Raw genomic sequence first — 13,797 nt, forward strand, 5'->3', positions numbered from 1 at the left:
TATTTTAGTTTTTGGAAGTGATGTACGGAGCACAAGAGCAATGAAATTACCGATTTATCTGGATTACTCAGCAACGACGCCGGTTGACCCGCGCGTTGCTGAGAAGATGATGCAGTTTTTGACCCTGGACGGCACTTTCGGCAACCCGGCTTCCCGTTCCCACCGTTTCGGTTGGCAGGCGGAAGAGGCGGTAGACATCGCCCGTAACCAAATCGCCGAACTGGTGGGCGCCGACCCACGCGAAATCGTCTTCACCTCCGGGGCGACCGAATCCGACAACCTGGCGATTAAAGGCGCTGCCAATTTCTACCAGAAAAAAGGCAAGCACATCATCACCAGCAAAACCGAACACAAAGCCGTGCTGGACACCTGCCGTCAACTGGAGCGCGAAGGGTTTGAAGTGACCTACCTGGCGCCACAGAGCAACGGTATCATCAGCCTGCAGGATCTCGAAGCGGCGCTGCGCGATGACACCATCCTGGTCTCCATCATGCACGTCAACAACGAAATCGGCGTGGTGCAGGACATCGAAGCGATCGGTGAAATGTGCCGTGCGCGCGGTATCATCTACCACGTTGACGCCACCCAGAGCGTGGGCAAACTGCCTATCGATCTGAGCAAGCTGAAAGTCGACCTGATGTCGTTCTCCGGCCACAAAATCTATGGTCCGAAAGGCATCGGCGCGCTGTACGTGCGTCGTAAGCCGCGCATCCGCATCGAAGCGCAGGTGCACGGCGGCGGTCACGAGCGCGGCATGCGTTCCGGTACCCTGCCTGTCCACCAGATCGTCGGCATGGGCGAAGCTTACCGCATCGCCAAAGAAGAGATGACCGAAGAGATGGCGCGTCTGCGCACCCTGCGCGATCGTCTGTGGAACGGCGTGAAAGATATGGAAGAAGTGTATCTGAACGGCGATCTGGAGCACGGCGCACCGAACATCCTGAACGTCAGCTTCAACTACGTTGAAGGCGAGTCGCTGATCATGGCGCTGAAAGACCTGGCCGTTTCTTCCGGTTCAGCCTGTACCTCCGCCAGCCTCGAGCCGTCCTACGTGCTGCGCGCGCTGGGCATGAGCGATGAATTGGCGCACAGCTCGATCCGTTTCTCCCTGGGGCGTTTCACCACGGAAGAAGAGATCGACTACACCATTCAACTGGTGCGTAAATCCATCGGCCGTCTGCGCGATCTGTCCCCACTGTGGGAGATGTTCAAGCAGGGCGTGGACATCAACAGCATCGAATGGGCGCATCATTAATTCTCAGGTTTCAGGAGCAAGGTCATGGCTTACAGCGAAAAAGTAATCGATCATTATGAAAACCCGCGTAACGTGGGTTCTTTCGACAACGAAGATCCTACCGTCGGCAGCGGCATGGTAGGGGCACCGGCTTGCGGCGACGTGATGAAGCTGCAAATCAAGGTTAACGATGAAGGCATCATCGAAGACGCGCGCTTTAAAACTTACGGCTGCGGTTCCGCCATCGCCTCCAGCTCGCTGGTGACCGAATGGATGAAAGGCAAGTCGCTCGATCAGGCTGAAGCGATCAAAAACACCCAGATCGCCGAAGAGCTGGAATTGCCGCCGGTCAAAATTCACTGCTCGATCCTGGCTGAAGACGCCATCAAAGCAGCGATTGCCGACTATAAGAGCAAGCATAGCGCCAAGTAATTTGTCTGAATCGGCCCGGCCGCGCCGGGCTTTGATGTGAAGTGTGAGGTTGTGATGTCTATTACCATGAGCGACAGCGCTGCGCAGCGTGTTCAGGCGTTTTTGACGAACCGCGGCAAGGGTCTCGGCCTGCGTCTGGGAGTGCGAACTTCCGGCTGCTCCGGGATGGCCTATGTGCTGGAATTTGTTGACGAAGCCAACGATGACGACATCGTGTTTGAAGACAAAGGCATCAAGGTGATCATCGACGGCAAGAGCCTGGTCTACCTTGACGGCACCGAGCTTGATTTCGTTAAGGAAGGCCTGAACGAAGGCTTCAAGTTCAACAACCCGAACGTCTCAAGCGAGTGCGGCTGCGGCGAGAGTTTCAACGTCTGACAGTCCATCGTGCTCCCCCGTTTCGGCGGGGGAACTTCATCCGCTAACGCCCAGAGCACGCTATGGATTACTTTACTTTATTCGGGCTGCCCGTTCGCTACACCGTGGACGGCAGCCTGCTTGCGTCCCGCTTCCAGGATCTGCAGCGCCAATTCCACCCCGATCGTTTCGCCAACCAGCCGGAGCGCGAACGCCTGATGGCGTTGCAGCAGGCGGCGACCATCAACGAAGCCTACCAGTCGCTGAAGCACCCGTTAAAACGCGCGGAGTATATGCTATCTTTGCACGGCTTCGATCTGGGCAACGAACAGCATACGATGCGCGACACCGCCTTTCTGATGGAACAGCTGGAGCTGCGTGAAGAGCTCGACGCCATTGAGCGCAAGCCGGAGGCGGAAAGCCTGCTGGCCGATTTCGGCGCGCGGCTGGCCTCCTCCATCAAGCAGCGCAGCGCGCTGATGCTGCAGCAGTTGGACAGTGAACAGTGGGCGGATGCCGCCGACACCGTGCGCAAGCTGCGCTTTTTGGACAAACTCCAGCAACAGGTTGAACAACTCGAAGAAAAACTGCTGGGTTTTGAGTAACACCTTCTGATTCTGATTGTGGAAGCTTCAACATGGCCTTATTACAAATTAGTGAGCCTGGCCTCAGCGCCGCGCCGCACCAGCGACGCCTGGCCGCCGGCATCGACTTAGGCACCACCAACTCGCTGGTCGCCACGGTGCGCAGCGGGCAAGCGGAAACGCTGGCCGACGATCAGGGACGCCATTTGCTGCCTTCGGTGGTGCATTATCAGGCGGACGCGCAGCGCGTCGGCTGGGATGCGCGCCAACAGGCGGCGCAGGATCCGGCCAATACCGTCAGCTCCATCAAACGCATGATGGGTCGTTCGTTGGCGGACGTGCAGCAACGTTACCCGAACCTGCCGTATCAATTTCAGGCCAGCGACAACGGCCTGCCGCTGATCGTCACCGCCGCCGGCCCGGTTAACCCGGTTGGCGTCTCCGCCGATATCCTGCGGGCTCTGTCCGCGCGCGCGCAAGCGGCGCTGGAAGGCGAGCTGGATGGCGTGGTGATTACCGTTCCCGCTTACTTCGACGACGCGCAGCGCCAGGGCACCAAAGACGCGGCGCGTCTGGCCGGCCTGCACGTCCTGCGCCTGCTGAACGAACCGACCGCGGCGGCGATCGCCTACGGGCTGGATTCCGGCCAGGAAGGGGTGATCGCGGTTTACGATCTGGGCGGTGGCACCTTTGATATCTCCATTCTGCGCCTCAGCCGCGGCGTGTTCGAAGTGCTGGCCACCGGCGGCGATTCCGCGCTGGGCGGCGACGATTTCGATCACCTGCTGGCCGACTGGCTGCGCGAGCAGGCCGGCGTGGCCGATCGCAGCGATCACGGTGTGCAGCGCCAACTGCTGGACGCCGCCATCGCCGCCAAAATCGCGTTGAGCGATGCCGACAGCGTGTGCGTTGAGGTAGCCGGCTGGCAGGGCGAGGTGACCCGCGCCCAGTTCGAAGCGCTGATCGCTCCGCTGGTGAAACGTACGTTGATGGCCTGCCGCCGCGCGCTGAAAGATGCCGGCGTCGCCGCCGACGAGGTGCTGGAAGCGGTGATGGTCGGCGGTTCCACCCGCGTGCCGCTGGTGCGTGAGCAGGTGGGGGCCTTCTTCGGCCGCACGCCGCTGACGTCGATCGATCCGGATAAAGTGGTCGCCATCGGCGCCGCGATCCAGGCCGACATCCTGGTGGGCAACAAGCCGGACAGCGACATGCTGCTGCTGGATGTGATCCCGCTGTCGCTGGGCCTGGAAACCATGGGCGGTCTGGTGGAGAAAGTGATCCCGCGCAACACCACCATTCCGGTGGCGCGCGCGCAGGAGTTCACCACCTTTAAAGATGGCCAGAGCGCGATGATGATCCACGTGCTGCAGGGCGAGCGCGAGCTGGTGCAGGATTGCCGTTCGCTGGCGCGCTTCACGCTGCGCGGCCTGCCGCCATTGCCTGCCGGGGGCGCGCACATTCGCGTCACCTTCCAGGTGGATGCCGATGGTCTGCTGAGCGTCACCGCGATGGAGAAATCCACCGGCGTTGAAGCCTCGATCCAGGTCAAGCCGTCATACGGTCTGTCGGACAGCGAAATCGCCGGCATGATCAAGGATTCGATGGCCAACGCGCAAAGCGACGTGGGCGCGCGCAAGCTGGCGGAGCAACGCGTGGAAGCCGCGCGGGTGCTGGAAAGCCTGCAGGGTGCGCTGGCCACCGACGCCGCGCTGCTGAGCGAGGCGGAAAGCCAGGCGATCGCCGCCGCGACCCAGGCGTTGCAGCAGGCGGCGCAGGGTGAAGATCCCGCCGCTATCGAAGACGCCATCAAAACATTAGATGCACAAACGCAAGATTTTGCCGCGCGCCGCATGGACGATTCCATTCGCCGCGCGCTGGCTGGCCATTCTGTGGATGAGGTTTAACCATGCCTAAAATTGTTTTCCTGCCCCATCAAGACCTTTGCCCGGAAGGGGCGGTTCTGGAAGCCGAAAAAGGGGAGTCGATCCTCAACGTTGCGCTGCGCAACGGCATTGAAATCGAGCACGCCTGCGAGAAATCCTGCGCCTGCACCACCTGCCACTGCATCGTGCGTGAAGGCTTCGATTCGCTGGAAGAGAGCAGCGAGCTGGAAGACGACATGCTGGACAAAGCCTGGGGGCTGGAGCCGGAAAGCCGTCTGAGCTGCCAGGCGCTGGTCGCCGACGAAGATCTGGTGGTCGAAATGCCGCGCTACACCGTCAACCACGCGCGTGAGCATTAATTGTTAGCCGCAGCGTCAACCCGGAGATCATAATGGGACTGAAGTGGACCGACAGCCGTGAAATCGGCGAAGCCCTGTACGACCAATACCCGGACACCGATCCGAAAACCGTGCGTTTTACCGACATGCATCAGTGGATCTGCGATCTCGAAGAGTTCGACGACGATCCGCAGGCTTCCAACGAAAAAATACTGGAAGCGATCCTGCTGGTCTGGTTAGATGAAGCGGAGTAAATAGCGTAACGGGCTGCCATGGGCGGCCCGTTTATTTTGTATCCGACAAGATTAATAAAAGAATAATCCGGAGTAAGAAGGCTATGACAACAGAATTCATGCAGGTCACGCTGTCGCAACAACCTGCCGACGCCCGCTGGGGCGAGAAAGCGCTGCTGAGCACCAACGGTGAAGGGATGACCATCCACCTGACCGGGGCCGACAAGCTGGGCGCGATCCAGCGCGCGGGCCGCAAAATTGATGGCCAGGGCATCAAAAACGTCAAGCTGGCCGGCGACGGTTGGGATTTGGAAAACAGCTGGGCGTTCTGGCAAGGCTATCGCGGGCCGAAAGGGCAGCGCAACGTCGAATGGGCTGAACTGCCGGAAGCCGCGCGTCAGGAGCTGGATAAGCGCCTGAAGATCGTCGACTGGGTGCGTGACACCATCAACATGCCGGCGGAAGAGCTGGGGCCGGAGCAACTGGCGACCCGCGCTGTCGATCTGATGTGCGACGTCGGCTGCGATGCCGTCAGCTACCGTATCACCAAGGGCGAAGATCTGCGCGAGCAGAACTATGCTGGCATCCACACCGTCGGCCGCGGTTCCGAACGCCCGCCGGTGCTGCTGGCGCTGGACTTCAACCCGACCGGTAACCCGGACGCGCCGGTGTTCGCTTGCCTGGTCGGCAAGGGCATCACCTTCGATACCGGCGGTTATAGCCTGAAACAGAGCGCCTTTATGGATTCGATGAAGGCTGACATGGGCGGTGCGGCCACCATCACCGGCGCCCTGGCGCTGGCGGCGGCGCGCGGCTTGAAGCAGCGCGTGAAGCTGTACCTGTGCTGCGCCGACAACATGGTCAGCGGCAACGCCTTCAAACTGGGTGACATCATTCGCTACCGCAACGGCAAAACCGTTGAGGTGATGAACACCGATGCGGAAGGGCGCCTGGTGCTGGCCGACGGCCTGATCGACGCTTCTGAGCAGGATCCGCAGCTGATTATCGACTGCGCCACCCTGACCGGCGCGGCCAAAACCGCAGTGGGCAACGACTACCACGCCCTGTTCAGCTTCGACGATGCGCTGGCGCAGGAACTGTTGAGCAGCGCCGCCGCCGAGCAAGAGCCGTTCTGGCGTTTGCCGCTGGCCGAGTTCCACCGTAGCCAGCTGCCGTCCAACTTCGCCGAGCTGAACAACGTAGCCGGCCCGGCCTACACCGCCGGCGCCAGCACCGCGGCGGCCTTCCTGTCGCACTTCGTCAAGAATTACCAACAGGGCTGGCTGCACATCGACTGCTCCGCCACCTACCGCAAAGGCGCGGTGGATCAGTGGTCGGCCGGCGCGACCGGTTTGGGCGTGCGTACCTTGGCCAACCTGCTGCTGAGCAAAGCCAAATAATTGAACGCCCGCCGCATCGGGCGCTAGAATGCGCATTATCTTCGGGGCCCAGCATGCTGGGCCTCGCTATTTGATCCTGGAGTTTGCCATGAGTGCCCATCATCACGATGCCGCCCCGAGCGAGAACGAACTTGAACGCCTGCTGAAGCTGGCGGTGACGGAGCCGGCCCACCGCCCGGCGTTCTTCCGTGAACTGCTCGAGGCCACGGTGCTGATCCTCGGCGACAGCGAACAGGTGCAGCAGGACGGCGACATCACGCTGAACGCGGATACGCCGGTCAATATCCAGCATTGGGAAAAGCAGGACGGCGGCAGCATCATTCCGTTCTTCACCTCGCTGGAAGCACTGCAGAAGGCCGTTGAGGACGAACAGCCATTCATCGCCATGCCGGCGCGGGTGCTGTTCGAAATCACCCAGGGCGCGGATCTGTTCCTCAACCCGAAGGCGGAGTACGGCAAGGAGTTCTACCCGGAAGAGGTGGCGATGCTGCTGGCGACCGGCGGCGTCGTCAAACCGGTGGAGCATTACGTCGATAAAGAGACCCAAATTCTGCTGGGGCAGCCCGAGGAGTACCCGTCGGCGATGGTGGATGCGTTGACCACGCTGTTCAGCCAGCGCAAACCGGTGCGCCGCGCGTTCCTGGCGCTGATGCACGACCAGGTGGCGGACGAGAAGCCGAATCTGCTGATCGGGCTGGAAGTGGACGCCGAGCCGGCGGAGATCGAGGCGTTGATCAACGAGGCCGGCAGCGTCGCCAGCGAAACGGCGCCAAACGACGAACCGGTGGATTTCTGCCTGGTGTCGGAGAACGAGCGCGGCATCAGCCACTATCTGATCGCCCATACGCAGCCATTTTACCAGCGCCGCTGGGGCAGCTGGCTGCGCAATTTGATCCCGTCTACCGACAAGACCCAGTAGCGCCGCCGCGTGGTTAAAATGACCCATGAAGATCATATTTTTTTAATGAAATGTTGATTTTCCCGTAGGCAAGCGTTAACGGCGCACATATAATCTGCGCCACTTGAGAAGGCCGGCAACATTGCAGACCGGCCTGTTTTGGAAGTCATACAGAGGCCATCATGACCGTAGAACGTACCTTTTCCATCGTTAAACCAAACGCAGTAGCCAACAACGACATCGGCGCTATCTACGCGCGTTTCGAGCGCGCCGGTTTCAAAATCATCGCCGCTAAAATGCTGCGTCTGACTCGCGAACAAGCTGAAGGCTTCTACGCTGAGCACAAAGGCCGCCCATTCTTCGACGGTCTGGTTGAGTTCATGACCTCCGGCCCGATCATGGTGCAGGTTCTGGAATCTGAAAACGCCGTGCAGCGCAACCGCGACATCATGGGCGCAACCAACCCGGACAACGCACTGGCCGGCACCCTGCGCGCCGACTACGCGGACAGCTTCACCGCTAACGCCGTTCACGGTTCCGACTCCGTTGAATCCGCACAGCGCGAAATCGCTTACTTCTTCAACGAAAGCGAAATCTGCGCACGTTAATCGTGCATTTCTGAGCTGATAGCCAGGCATTCACCGGCTGAAACAATAAAAATGCCCTGAATGCCTTTCAGCCGTAGCCACCCGCTACTAAAATTTGTACAATGCCGCGCCCCTGATAAGACGACTTGTCAGGGGCGTGTTTTTAGTGCCGCCACCCGAATCATGCGGGCTGAAATGCACAACTTACTGTCCATTCTTTAGCGCCATAACGTGTAATAACGAGGCCAGAGATCATTATGTTAGAACCCATCACGTCCGAGCACACCGTGTCTGAAAATAATTCGCTGACTACCCCCTCCGTTAACGTGGAGCAACCGGCTGCGGCCAAAATCAACCTGCTGGATCTGAACCGCCAGCAAATGCGCGAGTTCTTCGCCGAAATGGGCGAGAAGCCGTTCCGCGCCGATCAGGTGATGAAGTGGATTTACCACTACTGCTGCGACGATTTCGAGCAGATGACCGACATCAACAAAGTCCTGCGCGGCAAGCTGCAGCGCGTGGCGGAAATCCGCGCGCCGGAAGTGGCGGAAGAACAGCGTTCGGCCGACGGCACCATCAAGTGGGCGATTAAAGTCGGCGATCAGCAGGTCGAAACCGTGTACATCCCGGAAGCCGACCGCGCGACGCTGTGCGTCTCCTCGCAGGTAGGCTGCGCGCTGGAGTGCAAATTCTGTTCGACGGCGCAGCAGGGCTTCAACCGCAACCTGCGCGTGTCGGAAATCATTGGCCAGGTGTGGCGCGCGGCGAAAATCATCGGCGCGCTGAAGGTGACCGGCCAACGTCCGATCACCAACGTGGTGATGATGGGCATGGGCGAGCCGCTGCTCAACCTGAACAACGTGGTGCCGGCGATGGAAATCATGCTGGACGACTTCGGCTTTGGCCTGTCCAAACGCCGCGTGACCCTGTCTACTTCCGGCGTAGTGCCAGCGCTGGACAAGCTGGGCGACATGATCGACGTAGCGCTGGCTATTTCGCTGCACGCGCCGAACGACACCATCCGCGATGAGATCGTGCCGATCAACCGCAAATACAACATCGAGACCTTCCTGTCCGCAGTGCGTCGCTATCTGGAGAAGTCCAACGCCAACCAGGGCCGCGTGACCGTCGAGTACGTGATGTTGGATCATATCAACGACAGCACCGACGATGCGCATCAGCTGGCGGAAGTGCTGAAAGACACGCCGTGCAAGATTAACCTGATCCCATGGAACCCGTTCCCGGGCGCCCCCTACGGCCGCAGCTCCAACAGCCGGGTGGATCGTTTCTCCAAGGTGTTGATGGAATACGGCTTTACGACTATTGTTCGTAAAACCCGTGGTGACGATATCGACGCCGCCTGCGGGCAACTGGCGGGTGAAGTGATCGACCGTACCAAGCGTACCCTGAAGAAGAAAATGGCCGGGGAACCTATCAACGTACGGGCGGTCTGAATCCTATAGCACCATTTTTTGTTATCTAACAGCCTGTTATGCGCAAGCATGTCGCTGGCGGGCGTTAGCTGACGGCCGATAAGGAAATGAATGCGGGCATGAAGCTGAAACTGTGGGGTATGTGGCTGGCGGCCGGGTTGTTGGCCGGGTGTTCCGGTTCAGCGCCGGAAAAGGAAGCACAAGTCTCTGAGGCGGGCCAGACGCGGTTGCAACTGGGCCTGGAGTACCTGCAGCAAGGCGACATGGACGCCGCGCGCCAGAACCTGGAAAAGGCGCTGGACGCGGCCCCGCAGGATTACCGCACGCAGTTGGGCATGGCGCTCTACGCGCAGCGGAACGGTGAAAACGCCGAGGCCGAACAGCGTTATCGGCAAGCGCTCAAACTTGCGCCGGGCAATGGCACCGTATTGAATAATTACGGTGCGTTTCTTTGCGGTTTAGGGCAGTATGTACCGGCGCAACAGCAGTTTAGCGCTGCGGCGCTGGTGCCCGATTATGGCCAGGTCGCCGACAGCCTGGAAAACGCAGGTTACTGTTTTCTCAAGGCCGGACAAAACGATGAGGCGCGCACGCTGTTGAGCCGCGCGCTAAAAGTCGATCCGGACAAAGGCACTCCGCTGTTGGCGGAGGCCGAAAAGCAATTTGGAGAAGGGAAGCGCGCCCAGTCGCAACTTTTATTGGATGTTTATCAGCATGTTCTGCCGGCCAGCGCCAGCAGCTTATGGTTACAGATTCGTTTCGCCGCGTCAGCCGGCCGCCAGGATAGCGTTCAACGCTATGGCAAGCAGCTAGCGCGAAGTTTTCCACAATCCAAACAGTACCAGCAGTTCTTAGCTAATGAATACTGAAGCCTCCCAAGATAAAACCGTATCCATGACGACGGGCCAGCGCCTGCGTCAGGCCCGTGAGCAACTCGGGCTGAGCCAACAGACCGTTGCAGAACGCCTGTGTCTCAAAATGTCCACCGTGCGCGATATCGAGGAAGACAGCGTGTCTGCTGACCTCGCGTCCACCTTCGTGCGCGGCTACATCCGTTCCTACGCCAAGCTGGTGCATCTGCCGGAAGACGAACTGCTGCCGATGCTGGCCAAGCAGGCGCCGTTGAAGATGGCGAAAGTGGCGCCGATGCAAAGCTTCTCGCTGGGCAAGCGCCGCAAGAAACGCGACGGCTGGCTGATGAGCTTCACCTGGCTTATCGTGTTCGTGGTGATCGGCCTGACCGGCGCTTGGTGGTGGCAAAACCACAAGGCGCAGCAGGAAGAGATCGCCACCATGGCCGATCAATCCTCGGCGCAGCTTTCACAGAATAACGAAGGGCAGTCCGTGCCGCTGACCGACGGCAATGCCGACGCCGGCACCAACGTGCCGTTGGTCGACAACAGCGCTACGCCGGCTGATACCGGCGCAGCGGCTCAGACGCCTGCGGCGACCGCCCAGGCGCCGAGCGCGGCCCAGCAGCAGCCTGCCGTGGTGTCGCCAAGCCAGACCACCCTGCCGGAAACCGCGCCGGCGGCACAAGCGCCGTTGCCGACCGCCGATGCGGGCGTGGCTGCGCCGGCGGCCGATCCGAACGCGCTGGTGATGGATTTCTCCGCCGACTGCTGGCTGCAGGTGACCGACGCGAGCGGTAAAACGCTGTTCAGCGGCACCCAGAAGCAAGGTGGCAAGCTGAACCTGACCGGCACTGCGCCGTATAAACTGACCATCGGCGCGCCGGCGGCAGTTCAGATCCAGTATCAGGGTAAACCGGTTGATTTAAGCCGGTTCGTTAAGTCAAACCGTGTTGCTCGCCTGACCGTCGCCGCGCAGTAATCGCGCGGCTGGTCGTGATGTCAGAGCAGCAATGGAGAGTAAGTAATGCATAACCAAGCGCCCATCAACCGTCGAAAATCTACACGCATTTACGTCGGCAAGGTGCCTATTGGTGATGGCGCGCCGATTGCCGTGCAGTCGATGACCAACACCCGTACCACCGATGTTGAAGCAACGGTTAATCAGATCAAAGCGCTGGAGCGCGTGGGCGTCGACATCGTCCGCGTTTCGGTTCCTACCATGGACGCCGCCGAGGCGTTCAAACTGATCAAGCAGCAGGTCAACGTGCCGCTGGTCGCCGATATCCACTTCGATTATCGCATCGCGCTGCAGGTTGCCGAATATGGCGTAGACTGCCTGCGCATCAACCCGGGCAACATCGGCAACGAATCGCGCATTCGCTCGGTGGTGGACTGCGCCCGCGACAAGAACATCCCGATTCGCATCGGCGTCAACGGCGGCTCGCTGGAGAAAGACCTGCAGGAAAAGTACGGCGAACCTACGCCGGAAGCGCTGTTGGAATCCGCCATGCGCCACGTGGACATCCTCGATCGCCTCAACTTCGACCAGTTCAAGGTCAGCGTCAAGGCGTCGGACGTGTTCCTGGCGGTGCAATCCTACCGCTTGCTGGCGTCGCGCATCGATCAGCCGCTGCATCTGGGCATCACCGAAGCCGGCGGCGCGCGCAGCGGGTCGGTCAAATCGGCCATCGGCCTGGGCATGCTGCTGTCTGAAGGCATCGGCGACACCCTGCGCATCTCGCTGGCGGCGGATCCGGTTGAAGAAGTGAAGGTCGGTTTCGACATTCTGAAGTCGCTGCGCATCCGCGCGCGCGGCATCAACTTCATCGCCTGCCCGACCTGTTCGCGTCAGGAGTTCGATGTGATTGGCACGGTGAACGCGCTGGAGCAGCGCCTGGAAGACATCATCACGCCGATGGACGTCTCGATCATCGGTTGCGTGGTGAATGGCCCGGGCGAAGCGCTGGTGTCCACCATGGGCGTGACCGGCGGCCACAAGAAGAGCGGCTTCTATGAAGACGGCGTGCGCCAGAAAGAGCGTTTCGACAACGAACAGATGATCGACCAGCTGGAAGCGAAAATTCGCGCCAAGGCCGCGATGATGGACGAAAGCAACCGCATCACGGTCAACCTGCTGGAAAAATAAGCGTTATCGCTACACGGCGGGCCAGTTGGCCCGCTTGTTTATGAGCCTGAAGGGCAGAAAACCGCATCCGCGTTGAATACCGGGCGGCAAAGTCCCTATAATCGGGTTCATTTTTACAGACAACGGACAGAGAACTCACGTGGCAAAGAACATTCAAGCCATTCGCGGCATGAACGACTACCTGCCGGAAGAAACGGCATTATGGCAGCGTATTGAAGGCACCCTCAAGCAGGTGCTGGGCGGCTACGGTTACAGCGAAATCCGGTTGCCGATTGTAGAGCAGACCCCGTTATTCAAACGCGCGATCGGCGAAGTGACCGACGTCGTGGAAAAAGAGATGTATACCTTCGAAGACCGCAACGGCGAAAGCCTGACGCTGCGTCCGGAAGGGACGGCCGGCTGCGTGCGCGCCGGCATCGAACATGGTCTGCTGTACAATCAGGAACAGCGTCTGTGGTACATCGGCCCGATGTTCCGCTACGAGCGCCCGCAGAAGGGCCGCTATCGCCAGTTCCATCAGCTGGGCGCAGAAGTGTTCGGCCTGCAAGGCCCGGATATCGACGCCGAGTTGATCCTGCTGACCGCCCGCTGGTGGAAAGCGCTGGGCATCGCCGAGCACGTCAAGCTGGAGCTGAACTCCATCGGTTCGCTGGAGGCGCGCGCCAACTACCGCGACGCGCTGGTGGCGTTCCTGGAGCAGCACGTCGAGGTGCTGGACGAAGACTGCAAACGCCGCATGTACAGCAACCCGCTGCGCGTGCTGGACTCCAAGAATCCTGAGGTGCAGGCGCTGTTGAACGATGCGCCGCGCCTGTCCGAGTACCTGGATGAAGAATCCCGTGCTCACTTCGCCGGTCTGTGTGAACTTTTGGCGCAGGCAGGTATCCCATATACCGTTAACGAGCGCCTGGTGCGCGGTCTGGATTACTATAACCGCACCGTGTTTGAGTGGGTGACCACCAGCCTGGGCGCGCAGGGCACCGTCTGCGCGGGCGGCCGTTACGACGGCCTGGTCGAGCAATTGGGCGGCCGCGCCACCCCGGCGGTCGGTTTCGCCATGGGCCTCGAGCGTCTGGTGTTGCTGGTGCAGGCGGTTAACCCGGAATTCAAGGCGCCGTCGGCTATCGACGTGTACGTCATCTCTTCCGGCGCGGGCACCCAGAGCGCGGCAATGCAGCTGGCTGAACAGGTGCGCGACGCGGCGCCGCAGCTGAAGCTGATGACCAATTACGGCGGCGGCAACTTCAAGAAGCAGATCACCCGTGCGGACAAATGGGGCGCGCGCATCGCGCTGATCCTGGGTGAGAGCGAAGTGGCGGCGCAGCAGGTGGTGGTGAAAGACCTGCGCAGTGGTGAACAAGAAACGCTGGCGCAAAGCGAAGTCGCTGCGCGTCTGGCTTTGATGTTAGGTTAAGGAG

At 60.3% G+C, this 13,797-nt stretch carries 15 protein-coding genes; all 15 read left to right on the top strand.

Annotated elements, in window-relative coordinates; genetic code table 11:
• Positions 1 to 40 precede the first annotated feature (40 nt).
• The 15 genes from iscS (at position 41) to hisS (ending at position 13,793) form a co-directional block, all read left to right on the top strand.
• Positions 41 to 1,255: a cysteine desulfurase gene (iscS, locus tag ACJ8HA_RS16865; protein WP_016929764.1), complete on the top strand. Its 1,215-nt coding sequence runs from the start codon at positions 41 to 43 to the stop codon at positions 1,253 to 1,255.
• A 24-nt stretch (positions 1,256 to 1,279) separates the two neighbouring features.
• Entirely contained in the window at positions 1,280 to 1,666 is a 387-nt protein-coding gene (gene iscU / locus ACJ8HA_RS16870; RefSeq protein WP_004941408.1) for a Fe-S cluster assembly scaffold IscU, read from the top strand.
• A 54-nt stretch (positions 1,667 to 1,720) separates the two neighbouring features.
• A complete protein-coding gene (gene iscA, locus ACJ8HA_RS16875; protein ID WP_004941410.1) occupies positions 1,721 to 2,044 on the top strand; it encodes an iron-sulfur cluster assembly protein IscA in 324 nt (107 codons plus the stop codon).
• A 62-nt stretch (positions 2,045 to 2,106) separates the two neighbouring features.
• A complete protein-coding gene (gene hscB, locus ACJ8HA_RS16880) occupies positions 2,107 to 2,628 on the top strand; it encodes a co-chaperone HscB (RefSeq protein ID WP_025303915.1) in 522 nt (173 codons plus the stop codon).
• A gap of 32 nt (positions 2,629 to 2,660) precedes the next feature.
• Positions 2,661 to 4,511, top strand: a complete 1,851-nt coding sequence (gene hscA / locus ACJ8HA_RS16885; RefSeq protein ID WP_442515404.1) for a Fe-S protein assembly chaperone HscA — start codon at positions 2,661 to 2,663, stop codon at positions 4,509 to 4,511.
• A gap of 2 nt (positions 4,512 to 4,513) precedes the next feature.
• Positions 4,514 to 4,849 (top strand): ISC system 2Fe-2S type ferredoxin, encoded by a 336-nt coding sequence (fdx, locus tag ACJ8HA_RS16890; protein WP_004941417.1) that lies wholly within the window; start codon positions 4,514 to 4,516, stop codon positions 4,847 to 4,849.
• A gap of 32 nt (positions 4,850 to 4,881) precedes the next feature.
• Positions 4,882 to 5,082 (top strand): Fe-S cluster assembly protein IscX, encoded by a 201-nt coding sequence (iscX, locus tag ACJ8HA_RS16895; protein WP_006327336.1) that lies wholly within the window; start codon positions 4,882 to 4,884, stop codon positions 5,080 to 5,082.
• An 83-nt stretch (positions 5,083 to 5,165) separates the two neighbouring features.
• The gene (gene pepB / locus ACJ8HA_RS16900) at positions 5,166 to 6,461 is read left to right on the top strand and encodes an aminopeptidase PepB (protein ID WP_043138092.1); all 1,296 of its coding nucleotides are present in this window, start codon (positions 5,166 to 5,168) and stop codon (positions 6,459 to 6,461) included.
• 88 nt (positions 6,462 to 6,549) lie between these two features.
• On the top strand, positions 6,550 to 7,380 hold the full coding sequence (sseB, locus tag ACJ8HA_RS16905; protein WP_049204939.1) for an enhanced serine sensitivity protein SseB: 831 nt from the start codon (positions 6,550 to 6,552) through the stop codon (positions 7,378 to 7,380).
• 161 nt (positions 7,381 to 7,541) lie between these two features.
• The gene (gene ndk / locus ACJ8HA_RS16910; RefSeq protein WP_004941424.1) at positions 7,542 to 7,967 is read left to right on the top strand and encodes a nucleoside-diphosphate kinase; all 426 of its coding nucleotides are present in this window, start codon (positions 7,542 to 7,544) and stop codon (positions 7,965 to 7,967) included.
• A gap of 236 nt (positions 7,968 to 8,203) precedes the next feature.
• Positions 8,204 to 9,400, top strand: a complete 1,197-nt coding sequence (locus ACJ8HA_RS16915) for a bifunctional tRNA (adenosine(37)-C2)-methyltransferase TrmG/ribosomal RNA large subunit methyltransferase RlmN (protein WP_004941426.1) — start codon at positions 8,204 to 8,206, stop codon at positions 9,398 to 9,400.
• Positions 9,401 to 9,498: 98 nt separating this feature from the next.
• Positions 9,499 to 10,248, top strand: a complete 750-nt coding sequence (gene pilW, locus ACJ8HA_RS16920) for a type IV pilus biogenesis/stability protein PilW (protein WP_049204938.1) — start codon at positions 9,499 to 9,501, stop codon at positions 10,246 to 10,248.
• A complete protein-coding gene (gene rodZ, locus ACJ8HA_RS16925; protein WP_025303910.1) occupies positions 10,238 to 11,212 on the top strand; it encodes a cytoskeleton protein RodZ in 975 nt (324 codons plus the stop codon). Before pilW ends, rodZ begins: the two co-directional genes overlap by 11 nt.
• Positions 11,213 to 11,257: 45 nt before the next feature.
• Entirely contained in the window at positions 11,258 to 12,379 is a 1,122-nt protein-coding gene (gene ispG / locus ACJ8HA_RS16930; RefSeq protein WP_016929756.1) for a flavodoxin-dependent (E)-4-hydroxy-3-methylbut-2-enyl-diphosphate synthase, read from the top strand.
• A 139-nt stretch (positions 12,380 to 12,518) separates the two neighbouring features.
• Entirely contained in the window at positions 12,519 to 13,793 is a 1,275-nt protein-coding gene (hisS, locus tag ACJ8HA_RS16935; protein ID WP_025303909.1) for a histidine--tRNA ligase, read from the top strand.
• Positions 13,794 to 13,797 lie beyond the last annotated feature (4 nt).

Origin of the sequence: Serratia sp. CY33802 (assembly GCF_052169095.1) — a bacterium.
Taxonomy (GTDB): Bacteria; Pseudomonadota; Gammaproteobacteria; order Enterobacterales; family Enterobacteriaceae; genus Serratia; species Serratia bockelmannii.

Bases quoted from the DNA above. Each gene is read 5' to 3' on its own strand.
- iscS (WP_016929764.1), top strand. From the start codon at position 41: ATGAAATTACCGATTTATCTGGATTACTCAGCAACGACGCCGGTTGAC.
- iscU (WP_004941408.1), top strand. From the start codon at position 1,280: ATGGCTTACAGCGAAAAAGTAATCGATCATTATGAAAACCCGCGTAAC.
- iscA (WP_004941410.1), top strand. From the start codon at position 1,721: ATGTCTATTACCATGAGCGACAGCGCTGCGCAGCGTGTTCAGGCGTTT.
- hscB (WP_025303915.1), top strand. From the start codon at position 2,107: ATGGATTACTTTACTTTATTCGGGCTGCCCGTTCGCTACACCGTGGAC.
- hscA (WP_442515404.1), top strand. From the start codon at position 2,661: ATGGCCTTATTACAAATTAGTGAGCCTGGCCTCAGCGCCGCGCCGCAC.
- fdx (WP_004941417.1), top strand. From the start codon at position 4,514: ATGCCTAAAATTGTTTTCCTGCCCCATCAAGACCTTTGCCCGGAAGGG.
- iscX (WP_006327336.1), top strand. From the start codon at position 4,882: ATGGGACTGAAGTGGACCGACAGCCGTGAAATCGGCGAAGCCCTGTAC.
- pepB (WP_043138092.1), top strand. From the start codon at position 5,166: ATGACAACAGAATTCATGCAGGTCACGCTGTCGCAACAACCTGCCGAC.
- sseB (WP_049204939.1), top strand. From the start codon at position 6,550: ATGAGTGCCCATCATCACGATGCCGCCCCGAGCGAGAACGAACTTGAA.
- ndk (WP_004941424.1), top strand. From the start codon at position 7,542: ATGACCGTAGAACGTACCTTTTCCATCGTTAAACCAAACGCAGTAGCC.
- ACJ8HA_RS16915 (WP_004941426.1), top strand. From the start codon at position 8,204: ATGTTAGAACCCATCACGTCCGAGCACACCGTGTCTGAAAATAATTCG.
- pilW (WP_049204938.1), top strand. From the start codon at position 9,499: ATGAAGCTGAAACTGTGGGGTATGTGGCTGGCGGCCGGGTTGTTGGCC.
- rodZ (WP_025303910.1), top strand. From the start codon at position 10,238: ATGAATACTGAAGCCTCCCAAGATAAAACCGTATCCATGACGACGGGC.
- ispG (WP_016929756.1), top strand. From the start codon at position 11,258: ATGCATAACCAAGCGCCCATCAACCGTCGAAAATCTACACGCATTTAC.